Consider the following 22,942-nt stretch of genomic DNA (forward strand, 5'->3'; position numbering starts at 1 on the left):
TCCTTCAACACGTGGTGCTGTTCGTGAACTAGGCAGCATTTGGCTTCATCGATAGTCTTTGTTCGTTACCGCAAAATCGGTGACACGGACGTGCAAGTCCGGTACATATCGCCGCACGGTCGCCAAACCGAACATCAAGCGTCTTTCTGCTCGATGTAAATGCTTCATGGCGGCTGTGCGTGGGAGGTCCCTTTGGGGTCTGCCGGGGTCCGATATGCCCGGTCTTGCACACCTGCGCACGGCTGCCACCCTTATTCGAATGCAAGCGAAGAGGAGACAGCTACATCTAAAACACATATCGGAAATTACTAATGATCAAGCCAATACCGAATCCACCAGCAAACGAAGCCACCTCCCCCTACGAATCCCTCGATTCGAAGAAACTCCACGAAGCCGCCGAACGCGCCCTCGACCACCATTTCGCCCCACCACCCGCTGATAAACCCAAACCTCGCAAAGGCAACCTCTTCGCCGTCTCCCCCGACATCGACACCGAAGCCCTCCTGGCCAACGCCTCGGAAGACCTGCTATCCATCAGCGCCATCGCCGCCAACCTGGCCGACGACGTGGACGGTGCACGACGCTCCTTAGCCTTGGCGCTAAGCAGATTGGCGGATGGGGTTCGGTTGTTGGTGGAGCGAGCGCTGGATCATATTGATTCGCCGAATCCGGCGGAGCATCGGACCAACGCGAAGTAGCAAACAGGGGGAAGGGTTCAGCCTAAAAAACCCATCCCTTCCCCGCTCTACGGACGACTGTCTTTCGGGCAGAAAACAGCGACTACTCCGCTTAACAGACTCAAGACAAACAACACGCACGCCACGGTGAAGGCAACATCAAGGCCACTAGATACGCTTCCGCTGCCGGTCGCTCCGGCAGCGATCCCCCCGAGCCCCAGCACTGCACTGAATATCGAAAGGGCTAACAACACAGCCGCCAAAATCCCCAAGGTTTTACGCATTACAGTGCTCCTTCATTCGTCGAGTCCTTCATGGACATGCTTGAGTCGAAAACCTGTGCACCGCGAGTTTGAGCGGGATGCTTTTCTCTGACGCAGAGTCTCTCATTTCGTCGCAGGATTAGTAGTCGTCATCACGTCCCGTGGGTTTCCAGTTGATGTCTTTATCGCCATGGTAGCCCTGAACAGGGTGTGGCGGCAGCGGATAATCTTTCGCTAAATCAGGAAACCGCAGATCTGGGTTTTTGAATAGATGACTAGAAATATTGCTATAAGCTTTCGCCAATTTCTCATTTTTTGCGTAGCCGAAATTGCCTTCCTCAAAAGTACTATCAATAACTAACGCAGCTTTACGCACGCCTAACGCTACCGCACGCTGATAATAGTGCATGGCAACAGGGTAATTAGCATCAATATTGCTATTATATGAAGCTATCTTGTAAGTCGCATCTGAATAATCTTGTTCATCTGCGCACTTAAGGTACCTAAGCCCCAAAGCGTCTTTGTTTTTATCGTATATATAGATATACCCAATCCGTGTTTGCGCATGCGGGCTTCCAAGATCTGCTGCTTTTATCAAAAAAAGCATAGCGTCTTTATCAGACTGCACCACTCCGACACCACGCCGAGTCATCACACTCATATCGTAATAACCCAATGGCACCTGTAATTTCACCATCTCCATATATAGGTCGATAGCTTTATTTGTATCCTTGGCAACCCCGTCGCCAAGCAAATAAAGCTCGGCAAGATTGTGCATAGCCTTCCAGTGATTTTTTTCTGCCGCTTGCTGATAAAGCCGTGCGACTTCCGCCCAGTTTGCGGGGCGCTCTTTACTCATAGAGCGTCCCTGTTGAAACCATTGTTCCGCCTGTTGATTCAAAGGGGGAGCAGTATTCTGTTCATGGACACACTTGAATTCGTCAGCCTCAACAAGCCCACTGGTACTTAATAAACCCGCGATCAGCAACGCATTAATAATCGTCATCACGCCCCGTAGGTTTCCAGTTGATATCTTTGTCGCCGTGATAACCCTGAACCAAATTTGGTGGAAGAGGAATATCTTTGGCTAGATTGGGAAGACGAAGTTCTGGGTTATTTGATAATTGGCTCGACACTTCGTAGTACGCCTTAGCTAGCCTCTCATCCTTTCCATAAGAAAACTTGCCTTCCCGTAAGATACTTACGATTTCCATAGCACCTTTACGTTCCCCCAAGGAAGCAGCGCGTTGATAGTAATGCATTGCCACGGGGTAATTCCTATCCAACAACTCATAGTAGTTACCCAATTCATAATTTGCCTCTGCGTTGTTCTGAAGCGCTGCGCAGCGCAAATAAGACACTCCCAGCTGATATCTTTTCAGGTTGTAAATGTATTTATTTCCAAGCCTAATCTGCGCTATTGGGCTCCCCATGTCTCCGGCCTTAAGCAAAAAAAGTATGGCGTCTTTTTCGGACTGCACTACTCCAACACCACGTTGGGTCATCACACTCATATCGTAATAGCCCAAGGGCACTTGTAACTTCACCATCTCCATATATAGGTCGATAGCCTTATTTGTATCCTTGTCAACCCCATCGCCGCGCAGATAGAGCTCGGCAAGATTGTGCATGGCCTTCCAATGGTTTTTCTCTGCCGCTTGTTGATAGAGCCTAGCGACTTCCGTCCATTTCGGTAGGCGCTCTTTACTGATAGACCGCCCCTGTTGAAACCATAGCTCCGCCTGTTGATTCAAGGGCGGTGCAACGTCTTGCTCATGAAGACACCTGAATTCGCCTGCCACAACAAATCCACTGACACTTAATAGGCCCGCAGCCAGCAACGCTTTAATAATCGTCATTACGCCCAATAGGTTTCCAGTTGATATTTTTATCACCGTGATAGCCCTGAATAGGATGCGGTGGGAGTGGGTAGTCTTTTGCCAAATTAGGTAAACGCAGGTAAGAATCACGATAGAATCTACTCGATATATCATCATAGACTTTCGCTAATTTGGCATTCTTCGGATAACCGTTCAGCCCTTGTTCAAAAACATTTCTGATTTCCGTTACCCCTTTTGGCTCTCCTAGAGCAGCAGCACGCTGGTAGTAGTGCATAGAAACAGGATAATTTTCATCCACAACTTCATAATACGACCCCAGCTTGTAAGCTGCATCCGCATAGCCTTGCTTTTCGGCACACTTTAAATACCCAAGTCCTATAGCATCTTTTCTCTTGTCATAGATATATATATAGCCAATCCTGGTTTGAGCCTGTGGACTACCCAAGCCGGCAGCCTTAACAAGAAACAACATAGCATCTTTAGCGGATTGAACAACGCCAACCCCACTCTGCGTCATTACGCTCATATCGTAATAGCCAAGAGGCACTTTCAAATTAACCATCCGCATGTAAAGATCGATAGCCTTATTGGTATCTTTCAGTACCCCATCACCGCGTAAATATAGCTCGGCGAGATTGTGCATGGCCTTCCAATGATTTTTTGCTACCGCTTGCTGATAGAGCTTGGCGACTTCCGCCCAGTTTGCAGGGCGCTCTTTACCGATAGAGCGTCCCTGTTGAAACCACTGCTCCGCCTGAGGATTCAAAGACGGAGCAGTATCTTGTTCATGGACACACTTAAATTCGTCAGCCACAACAGGTCCACTGGCACTTAATAAGCCTGCAGCCAGCAATGCTTTAATAATCGTCTTCACGCCCAGTTGGTTTCCAGTTGATATCTTTGTCGCCGTGATAGCCCTGAATAGGATGCGGAGGGAGTGGATAGTCTTTCGCCAAGTTAGGCAAACGCAGATCAGGATCACGGTAGAAGCGACTAGATACATCGTCATATACTTTCGCTAATTTGGCATTCTTCGGATAGCCGTTCAGCCCTTCTTGAAAAACGTCCTTAATTTCCATAGCTCCCTTATCCTCCCCGAGGGCAGCCGCTTGCTGATAATAATGCATGGCAACCGGATAGTTTTTATCTATCCCTTGATAGTATGTCCCCAGCTTGTAATTAGCATCTGCATACCCTTGTTTAGCGGCGCACTTTATATAGCCTAGGCCGATAGCATCTTTGTTTTTATCATATATATATATGTAACCGATTCTTGTTTGTGCTTCAGGACTCCCTAGATCAGCCGCTTTGATTAGGAAGAGCATGGCATCCTTGTCCGACTGCACCACACCAACTCCACGTTGACTCACCACACTCATATCATAATAACCAAGTGGAACCTGCAACTTGACCATACGCATATAAAGGTCGATAGCCTTGTTGGTATCTTTCGCTACGCCATCACCACGCAAGTACAGCTCAGCAAGATTATGCATAGCTTTCCAGTGATCCTTCTCAACAGCCTGCTGGTAAAGATCGGCTACTTTTGTCCAATCAGGCTGTCGCTCCTTACTAATAACACGAGCCTGCTTAAACAAACTATCAGCTTGTTGATTTAGAGGTGGAGCAGTGTCCTGCTCGTGAACACATTTAAACTCGCCCGCCATAACTGTTACTCCAAAAAAACATAAAAACAGAGGAAGCAATAAATTAATCAACTGCTTTTGCATAAGGTGTCACCACATCCCAAAATCTAACTAAATTCCCAATCAGGGGCATTTTTTTCTTTTGAAATTCCCAATTTTTATTTATAACCCGTTCCCATATTTTGTAATCTGCACTTATGTTCTCTACGACTGTCGCTTTCTCTGTGCTTATCCCCGTCCCCGAATGCATCGCCCACAACCGCTCCCGCCACGTCCGCGTCGTTTTCGGACTAGGCATGGCAATGTTCAATTCAGAGTCAGTCTGCAAGCTGCGTAAGTTGATATTCGCCGAACCCAAGGTGAAAAACAGATCATCAACCAGCAGCAATTTGCTGTGCACATAAATCGACTTGTACTGCGCCGTGCCTTGTTCAGGGCCTAGGTGCTCTTCGATGGCCTTATCCGTTTGCCGCTCTGCACTGGTTTTCGCGGCCACCGGAGCGCCACTGTCCTTGCAGCTGACCAAGGTGGCGACGATGATTTTGAGCCCCTTCGGTGGGATCAGTTCAGGTTCCAGTTCTCTCGCCGCAGCCTGGTTGTAGTGTTTGTTGGGGTCCGTTTCGATCAGGTCGTCGGCGCGGCTGGAGTCGATGTTCTCCTTGGCCATTTGCGCTTTCACGGCGGCCAGTTGCTGATCGCGCTGAGGCGAGCTGGGTTGGGCCGTCAATTCACGTTCACGGAGGGCGAGTTGGCGCTGGTCGTATTTGAGATCGCGGTGAGCCAAGGGCATCAGCTCTCCCTGCCCGAGGGTATCCAGCGTCTCGTGAGTGGTGCTTGAGAAGTGACCGCTTTCCGGGTTGTTGGTCACCACAAACAGGTACAGGTCTTGAAGCTTGCCCGCGGCGGTGTAGTCGGCCGCGGTTTTTTTCAGGCGTTCGGCCAAGGGTTTGTAGCGGAAATACTGGTTCTCTATGTAGGCGTACTGGTGCACGTTGCCCAGTGCCTTTTCATACACTTCGAGAATGGTGGTTTCCGGCCCTTCTTCTGGCTGGGTTCGGCAGATTTGCGCAGGCTCGCCACCATTGCAGATGAGGCTCAATGGCTTGACCACTTTTCGCTGGTCGATCAAGGAACCGCTGAAGGCACGTTTTATCCAGTTGGTGCCCTTGTCCCAGGCATTGCAAAAGTTGTGGTTGAGGTCGAACAGCACCGGGCCACGCACATGCAGGGAGAGGTCCTGCCAGGGGCCGAAGCCTTGGTCGCGCTTACCGTTCTGGTCGTCGAAGGCATGCTCGGTGGTGTCCCAGTAGTTGCGTTGAAGGTTGTGCCCCATGACGAAGCCTTCGGCCGTTTGCGGGTCCATGTAGTCGATCACCAGGGTTTTCTGGTGATGGCTGGGAAACAGACCGAGTGCGAGCATCTGGATAAAAGGCACATCCGGGGACTCGTTTTTCATCAACCGCCACAGAATGGCAAGACGCCCGTAATGGACCCGCAAGCCGTTTTCGTCGTCGTAGGTCAGTTCGCCCGCCCAGTTGAAATCCCGCGTGCGAAATTCGATATTGCGTGCCTCACTGCTGTGCACCCAGCGGTGCCAGTCACGCGTTTTGATCTGCTCATTCGGGTCCTGCACTGTTCCGCCCGAATCGCTGCCCTTGGAGTAGCCACTGTCCAGCGCGTCCAGGTCAATCTGGATCTTGATCAACCTGTCACGCGAAGCGCGTCTGCCACTTTCGTCGTTGGGTGAAAGCTTGGCCAGCTTTGCCTGCTCTTCCTGCTGCTTTTGCAGGAGCTTCTGGCGTTTGGCGTCTCGCCCGCTGGTGTCCGCAGGTTGGCTCTGGGTCATGCCCGAGCCCATCGAGGCTCCGCCAGAACCGTTCCAGCCTTCACCGATGACCGAGTTTTCCCCGAGCTGAGCCAGTCGGTTGTTCCAGATCAGCACGCGCACTTCCACGCCCTGATCAGCCTTTTTCTTGAGCAATTCGCCCAAGCTGAGGCTGTCGGCCGAGCCACGGTTGAGGCGCAGGCCGGGGTCAAACCCCCAGCTGATGAGATCGATGCTGCGCTTGGCCTTCTGTATGCACTCATACACTTTGCCGAACGCTTCTTCGCCACACACCAGCGGGGTGACGATATTGCCCGCCGGGCGTGGCGGGCTCAGCGGATTGTTTTTGTGCGCGAACCAGTCGGCACTCAGGGTCGCGCTGCTTTCTGCAACCGAAAGCGATAATTTTTGATCGAGGTAGGTCATTCAAGTAACTCCTTTTACGCCTTCGGCTCGCTTTGATCTGCCCACAGTTGGCGGAATACGTCGCTGATGTTCGCAGCTTCAAGCGACGCAGCTCCCTCAGGAAAATCACGATAGCCTTCGCGCCCCATCTGTTCAGTACGGTGGCGCGTCTGGTCGGTAGATTCTTCACTCATGTCCATGCTGAAACGATGGCCGTTGACGGTTTCCACGACATAGTTGCGGGTACCGGGAATATGCTGGAACACCACGTTGCCCTGCTCATCACTGAAGCCTTTGCTGATCGGCGCGCCATCCGCGTAGAGCTGATAGGGCTCGTCGGCATAACCCGGCATGTTCGGCAAAGGCGCAATGCGCAGGCGTAGCTGTCCGGGAGGCGTTTCCGTCAATGGATTGGCCAACGCCTGATCCATCAAACTCCCCGCCTTGTCTTTATCCGCTGCTCCCGGCAGCACCGGTGGCTTGATGCCAATCCCCGTGCCGTTGCCCGCGGAACCGCCGGCATTGATCTTCACCACCGGCCCAACAACCGTCACACCACCTGCATCCAGCTTGATAAAGCTCCCTCCCCCCAAAATGGTGAGTTCGCTGCCAGCTTCAATAACAATCTTCGCCCCAGCCTTCAGATGAATCTCTTTCCCGACACTCGTCAGCTGCGCAGTCCCGAGCTTCACATGCTGGTTCTGCCCAATCGTCAGGTGATCATCCATCCGCGCTTCGGTCTTGCGATCAGCAATCGTGGTGCGATGCTCTTCGGCCTTGAGTTCGGTGTAGGTGTTCTTGACCACCGTGTCATGCCGCTCATTGCCCACACGAATCTTCTGATCATGCTCGATGTTTTCATCCCAATCCCGCTGGGCATGAATAAAGATCTGCTCCGCCCCTTTCTTGTCTTCAATGCGCAGTTCATTGAACCCACCGCCCCCCGGGGAGCTGAGGGTTTTGAACACGGTGCGAGTCTTGTTCGCCGGCAGTTCGTAGGGAACCTGGTTTTCCTTGTGATACAGGCACCCAGTCACCAACGGCTGATCGGGATCACCCTCAAGGAACGTAACGAGCACTTCCATGCCGATACGCGGAATGACGATGGCGCCATACCGATCCCCGGCCCAACTCGAAGACACGCGCATCCAGCAGCTGGTTTTGTCGTCGGCCTGTCCTTCGCGGTCCCAGTGGAATTGCACTTTGATGCGGCCGTACTGATCGCAGTGAATTTCTTCGCCTTTGGGCCCGGTGACCATGGCGGTCTGGCTGCCGAGGACGCGCGGCTTCGGATGTTCCAGCGCGGGGCGGTAGAACACGTCCCACGGGGTGGCGAGGAAGCGGTTGCGGTAGCCCTGGTGGAAGTCGTCTTTGTTGTCGGTGGTGTCGCTGGTCACGGACTCTTCGAGGACTTGCGGTTGTTTGCCTTCGTGGACGATTTCGGTGAGCAGCCAGAGGTCGTTCCACTCGGTGCGTGGGTGGTCGGACATTTCCAGGAAGTGGCCGCTGACCAGGGTGGTCTGATCGCTTTTGCCTTCGGCTTGCTGGTAGTCGGCGCGGTGGCGTTCGAGGGCGCGTTGGCTGAGGAATTTGCCGCGCGCGCGGTCGAGGAAGCGGCCGGGGTAGTCGTAGTCTTCCAGATCCGGTTCGGTGCTTTCGCCGTCGGGTTTGTACGCGGCTTCAAGTTGCAGGCGCGGCTTTTCGAAATCGTAGTCGCGGCGGGTGACGCGGCCGGTGCGGGTTTCGAGGCGCAGTTTGAAGCCTTTGATCACCGGTTCGTCGGCGACCATGCCGCTGCCTTGCACGTAGGCCGTTGGCTGGCCGAGTTTGGGGAACACGGTCTGGTCGTCGCCGAACACCAGCAGATGACCTTTCTCGCTGTGCTGGAAGTGGTAGTGAATCCCTTCCTCTTCGCACAGGCGCTGGACGAAGTGCAGGTCGGTTTCGTCGTACTGCACGCAGTAGTCGCGGTCCGGGCAGGGCTGGCTGAGCTGGAAGCGGTAGGCGTTGCCCTTGATGCCGTGCTCGTCGAGGATCAGCGCGATGATTTTCGGCGCGGACATCTGCTGGTAGATGCGCTGGTTGGTGCGGTGATGCAGGTATTGCAGTTGTGGCACCAGGGAGACTTTGTAGCGGGTCAGGCGCTTGCCGGCATCGCCTTGGGCGACGCGGTAGATCTGGCCATGGATGCCGGAGCCCTGCGGATCGAACGCCAGGAACGCCTGTTTGTGCAGGAGTTTTTCCAGGTCCAGATCGGGGTTTTCGCTGACCAGTTCGAGGTCGAAGCGATACGGCTGGCTGATGCCTTCGGTGCCGGTGAACGACAGCACTTGCAGGTCGCCGACGTAGTCTTCGACGGTCAGGCTGAAGTGGGTTTCGTTAGCGGAGTTGAACATTGCTTGCTCCCTGTTCGGTAGTCATCCGTTACGCCCGCAGTCGCAGGCGTTGCAGCAAAGACGAAGTGGCGCCCAGGGCGTCACGCAATTGGGCGGCGGTGATGGTGCGCTTGGCCGCATCGAAAGCCAGCGCCGTTCGCAGGGCTGGCCAGCAGTGTTTCGGTAGATTCCGTGGAGCGTGCAGCTCGCGTTCGAGGTGGCCGTCGCGGGCTTCGGTCGAGGGCAAGCGGCGGAACGGGTGTTTGCCGCCCGCCAATTCGTAGAGCACGCAGGCCACGCCGTAGACATCTGCACTGGCCGACAGCGGTTGGCCTTCAAGCAGTTCGGGGGCGGCGTAGCCGGGGGTCCAGGCGTTGAAGCGATCGCGGCTCAGGTGTGGCAAGCCGGGCAGGATGCCTTCTTCGGCCTGGCCGAGGCCGAAGTCGAACAGGCGCACGCCTTCTTCGCTGAGCATCACGTTGCTCGGCTTCATGTCACCGTGCAGCACGCCGCGAGCGTGGGCATAGGCCAGCGCGTCGAGCAGCGGCAGCGCGATGTCGCGCAGTTCTTTCCACGGCAGGCCCAAGGGGCGCTCGCAGAGTAATTTATCCAGGGTCAGCCCACGCATGAGCTCCATGGTGATGAAGGCGCGCTGGCAGTCGGTGTCGACTTCAAAGGTGTGGAAGCGCAGCACGTTGTCGTGGCGCAATCGTCGGGTCAGGGCGAACTCGCTGTAGAGCAAGGCACTGGCGTCCGGCGATTCGGCAAATTCTTCGCTGAGGATTTTCAGCGCGATGTAAGGGTCGGGATCGCCGAACTGTTCGCTCAGCAAGTCCCGTGCGCGGTAAACCGCACCCATGCCGCCAGCACCGAGCAGACGCTCGATGCGGTAACGGCCTGCGAGCACGTCGGGCATTTCGCCGACGCTGGCCTTGGTTGGCGCCAGCGCGGGCTCAGCCTTATGCGACTTGGCAAACGCAAAGTAAGTCAGGTTATTGGCTTCCTCGTCGGTCACCAGCAGGTCGTCGAGCGGCGGCATGAGTTGGGTCATTGTCGGATCACCACGGCAGTCAGGTTGTCCCGGGCCGAGCCACGCAGGGCGCCATCGAACAGACGCTCCAGCGCAACGTGCGGCGCGGTCAGGCTCAGGGCATTGCCCAAGGCATCGCTGCTGAGCCCTTGGTACAAACCGTCGCTGCACAACAGAAACGTATCGCCGGGGTAAACCTCGAGTTCGAGCACGTCCAGCGTCAACACATCAGCCGCACCGACCGCACGGGTCAGGGCATGGGCCGATGGATGCGCACGGGCGTCTTCGACGCTCATGTTTTGCTCGTCGATCAGTTGCTGTTGCAGCGAATGGTCCTTGGACAGCTGATACAAACGCTGGCCACGCCACATATAGCAACGGCTGTCGCCGGCCCAAATGCAGGCCGCGCGATTGCCTTCCACCAGCAGCGCCACCACGGTGCTGCCCATGATGCTGTCGTGGCGCCCGGCGGTGACGGTCAACTCCTGACCCAGGCGGCGATTCAACCAGTGCAGGCACTGGCGAATGCCTTTGAGTCGTTCGTCGAAGTCATCCTGCACCGGCAATTCCGCCAGGCTGGCGACGATCAACTGGCTGGCGATGTCGCCCCCCTGATGACCGCCCATGCCGTCCGCGACCACCCACAGCCCCTGCTGTGGACAGTCGAGAAAAGCATCTTCGTTACGCGCCCGAACCTTGCCGGCGTCGGTACGCGCAGCGCTGCGCCAGGGACTGGCAACCAGCATCAGAGCTGCACCGGCATACGGAAGGTGCGCAGCACGCCCATGTCGAACGGATTCGGCGTGCGCTGGCTGCTGAGCAGGTAATTGGCGCGCAGGCCGCCCACGTCAGCCTTGAGCACCATCACGTCGCGACCGTTCAGGTACTCGGTCTGCATCAGGTCGAACAGACGGAACAGCGACCATGGGCCGGTGTTCTTTTCGATACCGATCGGGCGGCCGGCCATTTTGTCGAGGACCAGGCTGGTGCGACCGTCTTCAGCGTCGGTCGGCCATTTGAACGACACCGGCACGATCGGGCCGTGACGGTATTCGATGGTCTTGTCGCCAAACTTGAACTCGGAACGGCTGACGGCCGGGTCGAGGGTGTACGGCTCCAGTTTGAACTGCACTTGCGGCTCGGCCGGGTTGACCGAGAAGAAGCTCTGGCGGATCACTTGGGCCGCGGCCATCTGGTCGAGGTAGACCTTGGAGATCGGCATGCTGTGACCGTCGATGGTGCGCAGGCGGTAGTTGCCTGGGTCGCCACTGACGAACGGACGCATGTAGGTCTCGAAGAAGCGATCGTTGATGCCCTGCGCCTTGAAGAACTCGCGGAAATCGCTGATCGCGACGTCGCTGGTGCTGTGGGCGCTGAACGGATAACGCTTGTTGATCGCCTTGCCGTAGAAGCTGTACAGCTCGCTCTGATAACGCTGGTTCAGGTACTGGTAGGAATCGTTCAGCACCAGACGCCAGGTGTCTTCGGCCAGCACGTTGAACCACACGCTGACCGGACGCGGCAGACGGTTGGAGGCATTGCGCAGGGCGCTCAGCGCATCACGCTGGCCGCTCATGCGGGTCTTGGCCATTTCGAACGCGGCCTGATCCGGGGAACTGGCACGCGCCAGGCTCGCCAGTTGCAGTTGCAGGTCGTTGAGCGCCGCGAGTGCCGGGGTCAGATCAGCGGCCGGGCCGTTGTTGTCATCCAGCAAACGGTGCAGCGGTTCGAAGCGACGTTGCAGTGATTTCTTCGCGGTGTCCGGCAGGTTTTTCATCGCCGCCATTTCCGCAGCCTGATCCGCTGCGGCAGACGCCAGTTTGCCGATTTTGCCCAACTTGCCTTTCTGATCGGCCAGTGCGCCAGCGGCATCAGCCGCTTGATCAACCGGTTCGGCGTCTGCCGGGAAACGGGTGTTCTCGCGCACTTCCACCAGCAGTTGCAGTACCGGGGAGTTAGCAGAAGTCAAGCCCGCCAGTTGCTCGGCGCCCTCGCCCGCATCGTTGATCGGTGGCAGGGCAACCTGGCCGACCGCCTCACTCCAGAAGTTGGCGTAGTCGCGGAAGTACAGTTGCTCCAATTCGACCATCAGACGACGCAAGTCCATGCCGCTGATGCCCGTGCCTTCGCCCAGCACCCAGTTGTCACGCAGGATGTCGGTGACCAGCGCACTGCCCTGGACCGAGAAATACTGCTGATAACCCTGTTGGGTGTAGAAGCCCGGGATCACGTAATCGGTGCCGACAAACAGTGAAGCCTGCGGCCCCATGTGTTGGCTCAAACGGTATTCCGGCAGGTTGCGGGCCTGCTCGCGCAGCATCCGGTAAACCACGTTGGCCAGCGATTCGCTGCGCAGCACCTGACGCGCTTGCGCCACCAGTTGATCGTTCAGCGGGTAGATAAACGGCTGCTTGAGCAAACGCTCGAAGTGCGTGTTCAAACCGTTCTGCACCGCGGTGTTGCCGGCGTAGCGCTGGGACCACTCGGTGGCGACCCAATCCTTGAGCCACGGCCCGTCGCGACGATCCTTCATGTTCAACATCAGGTACGCGCGCAGGCTGTTGAGCAGGCGCTCGCGGTCCTTCATGTTGGCGCGGATCTGCCCTTCCAGCAGGGTCGCGACCTTCGGCATCAGTTGCGCTTCAAGCTCACGCTCGTAGGCATCCTTGACCACCGGGTTGACCTCTTCACCTTGGAACAGGCCGCCACGTTCGTGGTACGACACATCACCTTTTTTCGGGAAGACCTGGGTCGCCGCGTAACTGCTATCGAGCGGTTTGAGCACCGCCATGGAATCATCGCGTGCGGTCAGGGCCGAGCGCTCTTGAGTCCAGTTGGTGGCCAGGTTGCGCAGGTTTTCCAGACGCTCGTAGTTGGCGGAGAAACCGCCTGCCCAGAGCATGCCGAACAGCGCCAGTGCCGCCAGTGCGCCCACGTACAGCGCACGTTGGCCCCAATGGATGCGGCTGCGTTCGCGCTTGTCCAGACCGGCAAGATCGGCCTCGGGGAAAATCACCCGACTGAGTAAATGGTGAATGAACCGCGAACGGCCACTGCGCAAGGTCGGCAGCATGCCGGCGCTCATGCCCAGACTGGCGCCGATGCCGGCGGTGGTCTGGTCCATCTCTTGGGTCAGGTGCGGAGCGCTGGTCAGGTAGAAACCGCGCAACTGGCTGACACGCTGGTAGCGGTTGCCGGTGAACGCCATGTCGACGAACAGGCACAGGCGCTCGCCGATCTGCCCCAGTTGATGCGGGAAGTCGAGAATGCGGCCACGGCGCTGGGTGTCGCGCTCCTGGTGCATGCGCATGATCACCTGGCTGTTCAGGCGACGCAGCAGCTCTTCGAACTCGGCGCGCAGGACGGCGACGTCGGTGCCGCTCTGCTCCTTGCGGAAACTGGTGCCGAGCACCTGATCGCTTTCTTCGCGGGTCAGCTGATCGAAGAACTCGTCGAAACCGAGCAGCTTGTCCGCCTTGCTCAGCACCAGATACACCGGCACATCAACGTGCAGTTTCTGATGCACGTCTTGCAGACGCGCACGCACCTGGCGAGCCAGGGTGTCGAGGTCTTGCTCGGTGTTGCCCAGCAGCAGTTCAACCGGGATGGTCACCAGCACGCCGTTCAACGGGCGGTTGCGGCGACGCTTGCGCAGCAGGTCGAGCAAGGTGCTCCAGGCGCTGCCATCGACTTCGGCATCCGGCTGGGTCAGGTAACGCCCGGCGGTGTCGATCAGCACACCGTGGTCGGCGAAATACCAGTCGCAATGACGGGTGCCGAGGGTGTCCCGGGTCAGTTTGCGGTCGATCTTGTTGATCGGAAACTCAAGGCCCGAGAAGTCCAGCAGGCTGGTCTTGCCGCTGCCCTGCGGGCCGATCAGCAAGTACCACGGCAAATCACTGCGCCAGCGTTCGCTGCGACCGCGATACAGGCTCGAGGTCTTCAGGGTTTTCAACGCATCCTTGAAGCGCACACGAAGCTCTTTCTGCTCTTCGTCGATCAGCTCTTCACGGCGAATACGATCCTGGCCGTCTTCCGTGTCTTCAATGGCTTTCTTGCGTACGCCCGCGCGCCAGCTGACGAAGACCATGGTCAGGCCCCAGATCAGGAACAGCACACTGATGGTCAGCAGACGGGAGGTCGAACCTTCCCAGAACTTGTAGTCATCCACCGCCAGCAGCGGCCCGACGAACCACACCAGCAGCGCCAGAAACAGCACCACCAGCAAGGTCCAGACCCAGGTCTTGCGCAAGAATGCGCCGACTTTCTTGAAAAACTTTTTCATCACACGTCCCTGTTTACGGCTGCGACTGCGGCTGGACCGCGGCCGGATCTAGCTGCTGAAAAGGTTGCAGAACGGTTTCGCGTTGCTCGCCCAAGACCCAGGCAAAACCCGAATACATCACCACCAGGCAGACCACGGTGAACAGCACCACCATCCACGCCGGCACGATGCGCACCAGGCTGCGGCGCTGATCGTTCAAGCCTTCCCAGTGCGGCGAAAGCTCACGTGGCACGTCGCCGCGCAACTGACGAATCTGGCGATACAACGCGTCGCGGATGCCTTCGAGTTCGAGCATGCCGCGCGCTTGCACGCGGTACTTGCCTTCGAAACCGAGGGACAGGCACAGGTACATCAGCTCCAGCATCGGCAGGTGCTTGACCGGGTTTTTCGACAAGCGATCCAGCAGCTGGAAGAACTTCTCGCCGCCGAAGGTTTCGTTGTGGAAGCTGCTGAGCAGGCTCATCTGCGACCATTCGCTTTCGTTGCCCCACGGTGTGGTCACAACGGCTTCGTCGACCACGGTGCAGAGCACGTAACGCGCGGCCATCACCTGGCTGCTTTCGGCGCCGTTGTGCAGCGCGCGCACTTCAAACAGTTTCAGCCCGGCGGTCAGTCGCTCGTTGAGCGCGTACATGTCTTCGCGGGTGTCGCTGTGCTTGAGGCGCACCACTTCCGACAACAGATCGGACGCGGCGGCCACCAGCGAATTGAGGCTGATGTTGAAGGATTCCGCCGGGCGCAAACGCGCGGCGTAGATCATCCGTTCTTCGAGCTGTTCGAAACGCGGCGGTGCGGCGAAATCGGTTAGCGGGCTCGAAGCAGGGCCGTGGCCCTGACGGTCGAGCAGGACGGTTTTGTCGTCCTGGTTGTGTTCCATGTCCTTGATCATGTCAGTCAGTTCCTGATGGCCCAGAATTTCAGTTCAAGCTCGGCGAATTCGCCGGACACGTGGAACGCGAAGCCGCCGGAGCGCTCGAGTTGTGCCAGGTCTTCGGAACTGAGTTCGAGAATGAAATAGGTTTTGTTGGAGTGGAACGCGATCTGCCGTGGTGCCACCGGCAACGGTTTGACCTTGATGCCGGGCAGATGCAGGTTGACCAGTTGGCGGATGCGCTCCACCGGGCCGACCTTGAGGTGCGCCGGCAAGCGGTGGCGCAGTTCTTCGGAGTCGCAGTTGGCACTGGCGGCGAGCACGAACGAGGCCGAGCCCAGCAGTTTGTGGTCGTGCAACGGCGAGACGATGATGCCGTACTGACGCGCTTGCAGAACCAGTTCGATGGCGTGCTGTTCGAGCACCATCGACAGCACCTGACGAATCGCTTCCATCAGTTTGCGGAAGCTCGCACCCTGGTCGCTGTGCTGGTAACGGCTGTCCAGGCGCGGGCGTTTGCTGTCGCTTGAAAACGTCGCCAAGTCGCCGAGCATGGTCAGCAGCGTGCGGTACAACTCTTCCGGGTGAACCTGTTCCAGGCCGAGGTAGTGACGCAGCAGCAGTTCGGTGCGGTTGATCAGTTGCAGCATCATGAAGTCGCCGACTTCCGCGCCACCGACCTTGCCGTTGGAACGGATTCGCTCGGCGATGGTGTCGCCACGGTGGCCGAGCATGCTGATGACTTCTTTCAGGCACGACAGCAGGTAGCTGGAGGCATGCGCCTGAATGTAGGTCGGCACGAAATCCGGATCGAGACTGATCACGCCATCGGGCGTGGTGTCCAGCACGTCGCAGATCTTCAGCTTCACGTAAGCCTGGTCGCTCTGCTGCTCGCCGAGCAACAGTTTGAAGTCCGGGCGACCGCAGCTGACCTGGCTGGCGGAATCATCGCCGGCGTTGGAGTCCGCCACTTCCGCTTCATACGCGGTGTAGCGCGCCAGCACGTCGGATTGCTCCGGGCGACGGGCCTCGATGTGGTTGCCGGTGACCAGCGGCAGCGCCAGGTAGATCGGCGTGTTGCCGGTGTTCGGTGGCACGTCCAGCGCCAACGGTTCGGTGTTGCCACCGAGTTCGAACAGGCTGCCATCCGGCAAAATCCCCGAGGCCTGGCTGATCACCAGTTTGCCCATATTGAGGAACTGCAAGTCGATGTCCAGGTTCAGGAAGCCCCAGGTATAGCTGCCCAGCAACTGGGTGCGGGTCTTCATCTGGTGGTCGTAATAACGGTCGTTATGCTGGAAGTGCTGCGGACGCAGCAGCATGCCTTCCTGCCAAATGACTTTATGGGAATTCATGTTCAGTCATCCGCCTTGGCGAGCGTTTCGTTGCTGTTGCGAATACCGGCCTGATCAAGGGTCAAGTCTGCGTCGGTGACTTCCACCGGAGTGACTTGCACCGTGTAGCGCCATTTGGTTTCCGGCAGATCGCGGTAGGCGGCGAGGATGCCGACGTAGCGGCTGCCCTCCTCCACGCTGAGCTTGAGTTCGACGGTTTCACCCGGGCGCAGCTCGAGTTCTTCGCTGGCCACCAGGTCCGGGGCCAGGGATTCCTTGGCGCGCTCGTACAGGCTGAAGAAGTCGGCATTCTCGAAGGTCACCGGGTGCTTGAGCTCGAACAGACGCACGACGATCGGCGACGGACGACCGTTGAGGTCCGGGTTCAACTGATCGCTGGCGGTGAGCTTCAGGTTGAGCTTGGTGACGTGGGAATACGGCGACAGCGACGAGCAGCCGGCCAGCAGCACCAGGGCCGCGAACGCCGTCAGCGTCTTGAAAAAAGCGGTCGAGCAGCGAGACATGCGCATCATCCTTGGTGGTCGGTGTGAAGGGTGGAAATCAGGCGGATCTGTTCTTCGTAAGCCTGGGCAAAGTCGCGGGCCAGCAGGCGTTCGCTCCAGTCATCGTCTTGGCGCAGGGCCTGGTGATAACGGCCGTACGCTCTCCAGCGGCTGCCGGACGTGGCCATGATCGGCTTGTTGTCGCGCTCGAAACGCAGGGTCAATTGCTCAGGCGAGAAGTGTTCCAGCGTGCCGCGAACGGCGGCGCGGCTGGCGGTCAGCAAGGCCACCTGATGCGCCTGCAAATCACGGAACGAACGGGAGATCGCCTGCTCGGCCGGCAACTGGCCCGGCTTGTTCGGCTGCAACAAAATGCCCAGCGCTTCACCGGCATCGACGGCGAATTTCAGCGGGTTTTTATTCGTGCCTTGAACGATGGTCTGGGCCAGGCGCAGTTCGTTTTTCAGCTCACTGCGGGTGCGCAGGCTCTGCTGCAAACCGCCGACGCTCTGCTTGAGCAGGCGTGCGGCGTTCAGCGCCAGGGCTTCGCGGGCGTCGTGGTCGAGGCCTTTGAGGTCCACGCCCAGTGCCGCGCCGAAGTGCTCCCAGAAACCTTCGCTCTGACGCTCGACGGCTTTCGGTGCCGGGGCTGGCTCGGGTTCTGCCGGGGCGTTGATCAGCTCCGGAACCATCAGGCTTTCCATGTCGATGCGGGCGTAGTCGGCGCGCTGACGGGTGTCCTGTGGAGCGTTGTTTGGCGAGATCAGTTCGTCGATTTCCGAGTACACGCGCTCTTGCTGATCGAGGGCGTTCAACGGGTCGAGGTCGAGGAACGCATCGTCCGGGATGATGCTGCCCGCCGCTTGCGGGCGGCCGACTTCCACGTCGAAAGTCGCCGGGTCGCGCACCAGTCGCGCACGAATCTCGAAATCACCCAGCACGTACACGCTGCCGTGCTCGATGCGCATCGCTTCGCCCTTGCGCAGGCGCGCGCCGCTTTCGCTGTCCTGGATACCGTTGCTGCTGGTATCGGTCAGGAAAAACGTGCCTTCGCGGTAGCTGATCACCGCGTGATGGTTGGACAGGTGACGCTTGCGGTCAGGGATGATCCAGTCACAGTCCTCGCCACGCCCGATCACGCCACCGGCCTGCTTGAAGGTCTTCTGGCACAAATCCGTGGGCACGAACTGCTTGGTGTTCAGCATTTCGAAAACCAGTTCCATGGTGATACTCCTTGCGGTCACTTGCCGCGATTGACCGCCTGCGGATCACCCAATGGGCGATAGGTGTTGTCGTTGAATTTGTAATTGCCGTTACAGCCGCCGAGGCCGCATAAAACGACGAGGGTTAGCAGGACGGCTTGCCAGTGACGAACAGGCATCAGAGGGTCTCCATGGGTAGACAAAGCACAAAGCGCCGACCCGGTTGGGCGGCGCTGTTAGAAGCGGATGAGGTAGGTTTCAAGGCTCTAGTCAGGGACTTTGAGCCGAACACCTGTGGTGAGGCTTGCCTTTGTGGCGAGGGGACTTGTCCCCGCTGGGTCGCGAAGCGCCCCCAAAACCGGCTACCCCGTTTATTCAGGCAAACCGAGTTGGCCGGATTGCGACTGCTGCGCAGCCGAACGGGGATAAATCCCCTCGCCACAGGGAATGCGCTGGCCACAGGGGGCATTCCAACCTGAGTGGTCGGGTTGTAGAAATTGAGATCAACCATCGAAATCACCCAGGTTGATATTCAAACGGCCGAGGCGGTACAGAAGCGTGCGGCGTGGCAGGCCGAGTTCGCGGGCGGCGAGGGTCTGGTTACCGTCGTTTTTGCGCAGGCAATCGAGCAGCAGACTGCGCTCGACCTGCTCCAGGCGTTCGCGCAGGTTCAGGCTGTTGTCTTCCGGCATGGCTTCCATGCGCAGGGAGAAGTGCTCGGCCAGCAACTCGCCGCCCTCGCACAGCAGGACTGCGCGCTCGACCAGGCCTTTGAGTTCGCGCACGTTGCCGGGGAAGGCATAACCGGACAGGTGATCCAGCGCTGCATCGGACCAACGCACCGCATCGCGCTGCAAGAACGAGCACGCCTTGTCGGCGAAGTGCCGGGCCAGGTCGAGGATGTCGCCTTCGCGTTGACGCAGGGCTGGCAGCTCGATCGGGAATTGCGCGAGGCGGTAGTACAAGTCCTCGCGGAATTTGCCTTCGCTGACCAGCACCGACAAATCCCGGTGCGTCGCGGCGATGATGCGCACGTCGATCTTATGAGTGTCGTTGGACCCCAGCGGACGGATCTCGCCTTCCTGCAACACGCGCAGCAGCTTGGCTTGCAGGGACAACGGCATGTCGCCAATTTCATCGAGCAGCAAGGTGCCGCCATTGGCCGCATCGAACAGCCCGGCACGGTCGCGATCGGCACCGGTGAACGCGCCTTTGCGGTAGCCGAACAGCTCGCTTTCCAGCAGGTTCTCGGGGAACGCCGCGCAGTTCTGCACGATGAACGCCTGGGAACGGCGCGGGCCACAGTCGTGAATCGCCCGTGCGACCACTTCCTTGCCGGTGCCGGTTTCGCCGCGCAGCAGCACGGTGTACGGGCTGTGCAGGACTTTGCTGATCAGCGAGTAGGTCTGGCGCATGGCCTTGCTCTTGCCGATCAAGCCGTAACCGCTGGCGCTCGGGACACTGACCTTCATCGGTCGTACGTCACCGCTCGGCTGACGCAAACGCTGAAGCAAATGCAGTTGACCCAGCACGAACGAACCCAGTTGCCCGAGGGAATCGGCGAAGCCTTGCAGGTCGATGTGCCGGCGACTGGCGCACAGCAGCAAGCCTTCGACGGCTTTCTGCTGATTGACCAGCGGCACGCACAACAGCGACTGCCAAGGCGTGGCCTGCGGCGGCAGGAAACTGGTTTCGTGCAGGCTGCCGCTCAGTTCGCTGAGGCTCACCACGCGGTTCTGGCACAGGGCGAATTGCAGCAGTTGTTCACCGTTGTAATCCGCCGGCAGGCTCTCCGCTTCACGGGGTTGCAGGATGCCGTTGAGGCACTCGGCGTTCATCCCCAGGCAGGTGTGAGTGGCGTCCAGCAGGTACAACTGAGTCAGCTCGCAACCGCTGAGCTCGGCCAACCCGCGTACGAAGTCACCCAGCAGCGCAGCACCGTCCGCCGCGCGCGACAGGCTGGCGAACTGCGCCAGCAAGGCTTCGGCATAGACCAGCGGTTGCGGCACTTGAGTGAACATCACACCCACCTCAGGCGAACTCGCACGTCACGCTGGCGCCGCCATCGAGCGTCGCGTGGACTCGCTTGAGGCTTTCACCGGTGGCCATCGCGTCGAGCAAGCGGTCGGCCACCAGCGGCAGCACGTGCAGGTCGAGCAAGTGGTCGATCAGGCGCGCGCCGCTGTCGCTTTGGGTGCAGCGTTCGGCCAAGTGATCGACGAGGTCTTGTGAGTAGGTGAAATCCAGCTGACGACGATTCAAGCGTTCGCCCAAGCGACCGAGTTTGATCTCGATCAGCTCGCGCAGCACCGGGCCGCCCACCGGGTAGTAAGGCACCACACGCATCCGCGCCAGCAGCGCTGGTTTGAAGTGCTTGCTGAGCACCGGGCGTATGGTTTCTTCGAGGACTTCGGCCGATGGGCGTGCGCCGTTTTCGCAGAGTTCGCTGATGCGGTCGCTGCCCAGGTTCGAGGTCATCAGGATCAACGTGTTGCGGAAGTCGATCTCGCGTCCTTCGCCATCGTTGGCCACGCCTTTGTCGAAGATTTGATAGAACAGATTGAGGACGTCAGGGTCGGCCTTCTCGACTTCATCGAGCAGCACAACGGAGTACGGCTTTTGACGCACGGCTTCGGTGAGCATGCCGCCTTCGCCATAACCGACGTAACCCGGTGGCGCACCGATCAGGCGCGAGACGGTGTGCTTCTCCTGGAACTCGGACATGTTGATGGTGGTGATGAAACGGTCACCGCCGTACAGCAAATCCGCGAGAGCCAGCGCGGTTTCGGTCTTGCCGACGCCGCTCGGGCCGACCAGCAGGAACACGCCTACCGGCGCGTCAGGTTTGTTCAGGCCGGCAGCGGTGGCGCGCATCGAGCGGTCCAGGGCGTGAACGGCTTGCTCCTGACCACGAATGCGCGTGCGCAGGTCGGTGGCAAAGCTGGCGACCTTGGCATTGTGCTCACGGGCCAGTTGCGCCAATGGCACGCCGGTCCAGGCGCTGATCACTTCGGCGACCAGACGCGGGCACACTTCGAAGCTCACCAGACGCTCTTTGACCTGAAGCTCAGTCAGGGCTTTGTGCGTTTCGTTGAGTGCGGCTTCCAGGGTTTCGACGCTGTGCGCTTCGTCCACCGGCAGCGTTTCGATCACGGTGCCTTCGGCGTCTTCTTCAACCGTGACGATGGGCTCGACGGCAGCGGCTTCGCGCGCCTTGGCCAGTTGCTGACGCAGATCCAGCAGGCGTTCGGCCAGTTCTTTTTGTTCGGTCCACAGGGTTTCCAGCGCGACCATTTCCTCTTCGGCGGTCGCCAGGCGATCTTCCAACGCGTCCAGCGCTTCGTGATCGATCAGCAAGCCTGCTTCAGCATCACGGCGCAGCGCTTGACGCTGACGGCCGCCTTCAGCCAGTTCGCCACGCAGGCGCTCAAGGCTTTCCGGAGCGGCGGCGAGGCTGATGCGAACGCGAGCGCACGCGGTGTCGAGCACGTCGACGGCTTTGTCCGGCAGCTGACGGCCCGCGAGGTAGCGAGCGGACAACTCGGCCGCCGCAACCACCGCGTCATCGCGCAGGTAGATGCCGTGGCTCTTCTCGTAGACCTGAGCCAGGCCACGGAGGATGGTCACCGCTTCGCTGACGGTCGGTTCGTGCAGTTGCACCGGCTGGAAACGACGGGCCAGGGCCGGGTCTTTTTCGAAGTATTTTTTGTACTCCGCCCACGTGGTGGCGGCGATGGTGCGCAATTCACCTCGAGCCAGGGCTGGCTTGAGCAGGTTGGCCGCATCGGAACCGCCGGCATTGCCGCCCGCGCCGATCAGCGTGTGCGCTTCGTCGATGAACAGGATGATCGGTTTCGGCGAGGCTTTGACTTCGTCGATCACGCCTTTGAGGCGACGTTCGAATTCACCTTTGACGCTGGCGCCGGCTTGCAGCAAGCCCATGTCCAGCGACAGCAGCTCCACGCCTTTGAGCACTTGCGGCACTTCACCGGCGGCGATGCGCGAGGCCAGGCCTTCGACGATCGCAGTCTTACCGACGCCGGCTTCACCGACCACGATCGGGTTGTTCTTGCGGCGACGGGCGAGGATGTCGACCATCTGGCGGATCGCGCCATCGCGGCACAGCACCGGGTCGAGTTTGCCGTCGCGGGCTTGTTGAGTGAGGTTATGCGTGAAGCGCTCCAGCAGCGATTCACCCGGTACAGCCGGTTTGCCGGTAGCCGGTTGCTCTTTCTGCGACAGGGCGAATTCTTTCAGGCGCTCGATGTTCAGCTTGGCCAGCAACGACTGGTAGCGACTACCGGCGTAGCGCATCGGGTTGCGCAGCAGCGCGAGGATCAACGCGGCTTGCTCGACCTGACTCTGGCCCAGTTCAAGGTTGGCCACCAGCAACGCATCTTGCAGCCACTGCACCAGTTCCGGGGCGAACACCGGGTTGCGCGAGGCGCTGTGCTCGACCCGCGATTGCAACGCGGCGCTCAGTTCGCCGGCATCCACTTCGGCGTCTTGCAGCGCGCGTGCGAGCAAGCCTTGAGGGCGCTCCAGCAGGCCGAGCAGCAAGTCTTCGACGAGGATTTTGCTGCCGCCACGGGCGACGCAACGCTCGGCAGAACTTTCCAGATCACGACGGGTTTCGGCGTCCAGCGCCTGGATAAGTTGTTGCAGGTCTACGTTGATCATTGGTC

Annotated in this window: 18 protein-coding genes; 1 reads left to right on the plus strand and 17 read right to left on the minus strand. The window is 58.8% G+C overall.

All coding sequences use genetic code 11. The features are described 5' to 3' along the window. Positions 1-311: 311 nt before the first annotated feature. The gene (locus ACA053_RS28720) at positions 312-698 is read left to right on the plus strand and encodes a DUF6124 family protein (RefSeq protein WP_497394209.1); all 387 of its coding nucleotides are present in this window, start codon (positions 312-314) and stop codon (positions 696-698) included. 47 nt (positions 699-745) lie between these two features. Here the strand turns inward: ACA053_RS28720 and ACA053_RS28725 are convergent, their stop codons facing one another. From ACA053_RS28725 to tssH, 17 genes are all read right to left on the minus strand, one after another. Beyond that, positions 746-961 carry a hypothetical protein gene (locus tag ACA053_RS28725; RefSeq protein ID WP_497394210.1) on the minus strand — a complete coding sequence of 72 codons (216 nt, stop codon included), beginning with the start codon at positions 959-961 and terminating at the stop codon, positions 746-748. Positions 962-1,079: 118 nt separating this feature from the next. Beyond that, on the minus strand, positions 1,080-1,946 hold the full coding sequence (locus tag ACA053_RS28730) for a tetratricopeptide repeat protein (protein ID WP_497396258.1): 867 nt from the start codon (positions 1,944-1,946) through the stop codon (positions 1,080-1,082). Further along, a complete protein-coding gene (locus ACA053_RS28735) occupies positions 1,933-2,799 on the minus strand; it encodes a tetratricopeptide repeat protein (RefSeq protein WP_497394211.1) in 867 nt (288 codons plus the stop codon). The genes ACA053_RS28730 and ACA053_RS28735 overlap by 14 nt, the downstream gene beginning before the upstream one ends. Then, positions 2,786-3,655, minus strand: coding sequence for a tetratricopeptide repeat protein (locus ACA053_RS28740; protein WP_497394212.1), 870 nt, complete (start codon positions 3,653-3,655; stop codon positions 2,786-2,788). Before ACA053_RS28740 ends, ACA053_RS28735 begins: the two co-directional genes overlap by 14 nt. Beyond that, positions 3,639-4,511 (minus strand): tetratricopeptide repeat protein, encoded by an 873-nt coding sequence (locus ACA053_RS28745; protein ID WP_497394214.1) that lies wholly within the window; start codon positions 4,509-4,511, stop codon positions 3,639-3,641. The genes ACA053_RS28740 and ACA053_RS28745 overlap by 17 nt, the downstream gene beginning before the upstream one ends. Continuing rightward, positions 4,492-6,678, minus strand: a complete 2,187-nt coding sequence (locus tag ACA053_RS28750; RefSeq protein WP_497394215.1) for a phospholipase D-like domain-containing protein — start codon at positions 6,676-6,678, stop codon at positions 4,492-4,494. The genes ACA053_RS28745 and ACA053_RS28750 overlap by 20 nt, the downstream gene beginning before the upstream one ends. 14 nt (positions 6,679-6,692) lie before the next feature. After that, complete coding sequence (locus ACA053_RS28755) at positions 6,693-9,053, minus strand: type VI secretion system Vgr family protein (RefSeq protein WP_497394216.1); 2,361 nt, start codon at positions 9,051-9,053, stop codon at positions 6,693-6,695. Between the two features lie 28 nt (positions 9,054-9,081). Beyond that, positions 9,082-10,083 carry a serine/threonine-protein kinase gene (locus ACA053_RS28760; protein WP_497394217.1) on the minus strand — a complete coding sequence of 334 codons (1,002 nt, stop codon included), beginning with the start codon at positions 10,081-10,083 and terminating at the stop codon, positions 9,082-9,084. Further along, the gene (locus ACA053_RS28765; RefSeq protein WP_497314532.1) at positions 10,080-10,808 is read right to left on the minus strand and encodes a PP2C family protein-serine/threonine phosphatase; all 729 of its coding nucleotides are present in this window, start codon (positions 10,806-10,808) and stop codon (positions 10,080-10,082) included. The genes ACA053_RS28760 and ACA053_RS28765 overlap by 4 nt, the downstream gene beginning before the upstream one ends. Then, positions 10,808-14,347 (minus strand): type VI secretion system membrane subunit TssM, encoded by a 3,540-nt coding sequence (gene tssM / locus ACA053_RS28770; protein ID WP_497394218.1) that lies wholly within the window; start codon positions 14,345-14,347, stop codon positions 10,808-10,810. The genes ACA053_RS28765 and tssM overlap by 1 nt, the downstream gene beginning before the upstream one ends. Before the next feature lie 13 nt (positions 14,348-14,360). Then, complete coding sequence (gene icmH, locus ACA053_RS28775) at positions 14,361-15,236, minus strand: type IVB secretion system protein IcmH/DotU (RefSeq protein WP_010465262.1); 876 nt, start codon at positions 15,234-15,236, stop codon at positions 14,361-14,363. Between the two features lie 5 nt (positions 15,237-15,241). Beyond that, positions 15,242-16,573 carry a type VI secretion system baseplate subunit TssK gene (gene tssK, locus ACA053_RS28780; protein WP_462029267.1) on the minus strand — a complete coding sequence of 444 codons (1,332 nt, stop codon included), beginning with the start codon at positions 16,571-16,573 and terminating at the stop codon, positions 15,242-15,244. Positions 16,574-16,575: 2 nt separating this feature from the next. Beyond that, positions 16,576-17,076 (minus strand): type VI secretion system lipoprotein TssJ, encoded by a 501-nt coding sequence (tssJ, locus tag ACA053_RS28785; protein WP_094469961.1) that lies wholly within the window; start codon positions 17,074-17,076, stop codon positions 16,576-16,578. Positions 17,077-17,081: 5 nt separating this feature from the next. Beyond that, complete coding sequence (tagH, locus tag ACA053_RS28790; RefSeq protein ID WP_109626765.1) at positions 17,082-18,278, minus strand: type VI secretion system-associated FHA domain protein TagH; 1,197 nt, start codon at positions 18,276-18,278, stop codon at positions 17,082-17,084. A gap of 17 nt (positions 18,279-18,295) precedes the next feature. Next, a complete protein-coding gene (locus ACA053_RS28795; RefSeq protein ID WP_497394220.1) occupies positions 18,296-18,436 on the minus strand; it encodes a type VI secretion protein in 141 nt (46 codons plus the stop codon). A gap of 324 nt (positions 18,437-18,760) precedes the next feature. Continuing rightward, positions 18,761-20,278, minus strand: coding sequence for a sigma-54 interaction domain-containing protein (locus tag ACA053_RS28800; protein ID WP_109626768.1), 1,518 nt, complete (start codon positions 20,276-20,278; stop codon positions 18,761-18,763). A 10-nt stretch (positions 20,279-20,288) separates the two neighbouring features. Further along, entirely contained in the window at positions 20,289-22,937 is a 2,649-nt protein-coding gene (gene tssH / locus ACA053_RS28805) for a type VI secretion system ATPase TssH (protein WP_497314538.1), read from the minus strand. Positions 22,938-22,942: the final 5 nt, after the last annotated feature.

This window comes from Pseudomonas sp. LBUM1672, assembly GCF_059695655.1.

Coding starts and splice junctions, on each gene's coding strand:
- tagH (WP_109626765.1), bottom strand. CDS start 18,278: ATGGAACTGGTTTTCGAAATGCTGAACACCAAGCAGTTCGTGCCCACG.
- ACA053_RS28765 (WP_497314532.1), bottom strand. CDS start 10,808: ATGCTGGTTGCCAGTCCCTGGCGCAGCGCTGCGCGTACCGACGCCGGC.
- tssH (WP_497314538.1), bottom strand. CDS start 22,937: ATGATCAACGTAGACCTGCAACAACTTATCCAGGCGCTGGACGCCGAA.
- ACA053_RS28795 (WP_497394220.1), bottom strand. CDS start 18,436: ATGCCTGTTCGTCACTGGCAAGCCGTCCTGCTAACCCTCGTCGTTTTA.
- ACA053_RS28750 (WP_497394215.1), bottom strand. CDS start 6,678: ATGACCTACCTCGATCAAAAATTATCGCTTTCGGTTGCAGAAAGCAGC.
- ACA053_RS28745 (WP_497394214.1), bottom strand. CDS start 4,511: ATGCAAAAGCAGTTGATTAATTTATTGCTTCCTCTGTTTTTATGTTTT.
- ACA053_RS28735 (WP_497394211.1), bottom strand. CDS start 2,799: ATGACGATTATTAAAGCGTTGCTGGCTGCGGGCCTATTAAGTGTCAGT.
- ACA053_RS28760 (WP_497394217.1), bottom strand. CDS start 10,083: ATGACCCAACTCATGCCGCCGCTCGACGACCTGCTGGTGACCGACGAG.
- tssM (WP_497394218.1), bottom strand. CDS start 14,347: ATGAAAAAGTTTTTCAAGAAAGTCGGCGCATTCTTGCGCAAGACCTGG.
- ACA053_RS28720 (WP_497394209.1), top strand. CDS start 312: ATGATCAAGCCAATACCGAATCCACCAGCAAACGAAGCCACCTCCCCC.
- ACA053_RS28800 (WP_109626768.1), bottom strand. CDS start 20,278: ATGTTCACTCAAGTGCCGCAACCGCTGGTCTATGCCGAAGCCTTGCTG.
- tssJ (WP_094469961.1), bottom strand. CDS start 17,076: ATGTCTCGCTGCTCGACCGCTTTTTTCAAGACGCTGACGGCGTTCGCG.
- ACA053_RS28730 (WP_497396258.1), bottom strand. CDS start 1,946: ATGACGATTATTAATGCGTTGCTGATCGCGGGTTTATTAAGTACCAGT.
- icmH (WP_010465262.1), bottom strand. CDS start 15,236: ATGATCAAGGACATGGAACACAACCAGGACGACAAAACCGTCCTGCTC.
- ACA053_RS28755 (WP_497394216.1), bottom strand. CDS start 9,053: ATGTTCAACTCCGCTAACGAAACCCACTTCAGCCTGACCGTCGAAGAC.
- ACA053_RS28725 (WP_497394210.1), bottom strand. CDS start 961: ATGCGTAAAACCTTGGGGATTTTGGCGGCTGTGTTGTTAGCCCTTTCG.
- tssK (WP_462029267.1), bottom strand. CDS start 16,573: ATGAATTCCCATAAAGTCATTTGGCAGGAAGGCATGCTGCTGCGTCCG.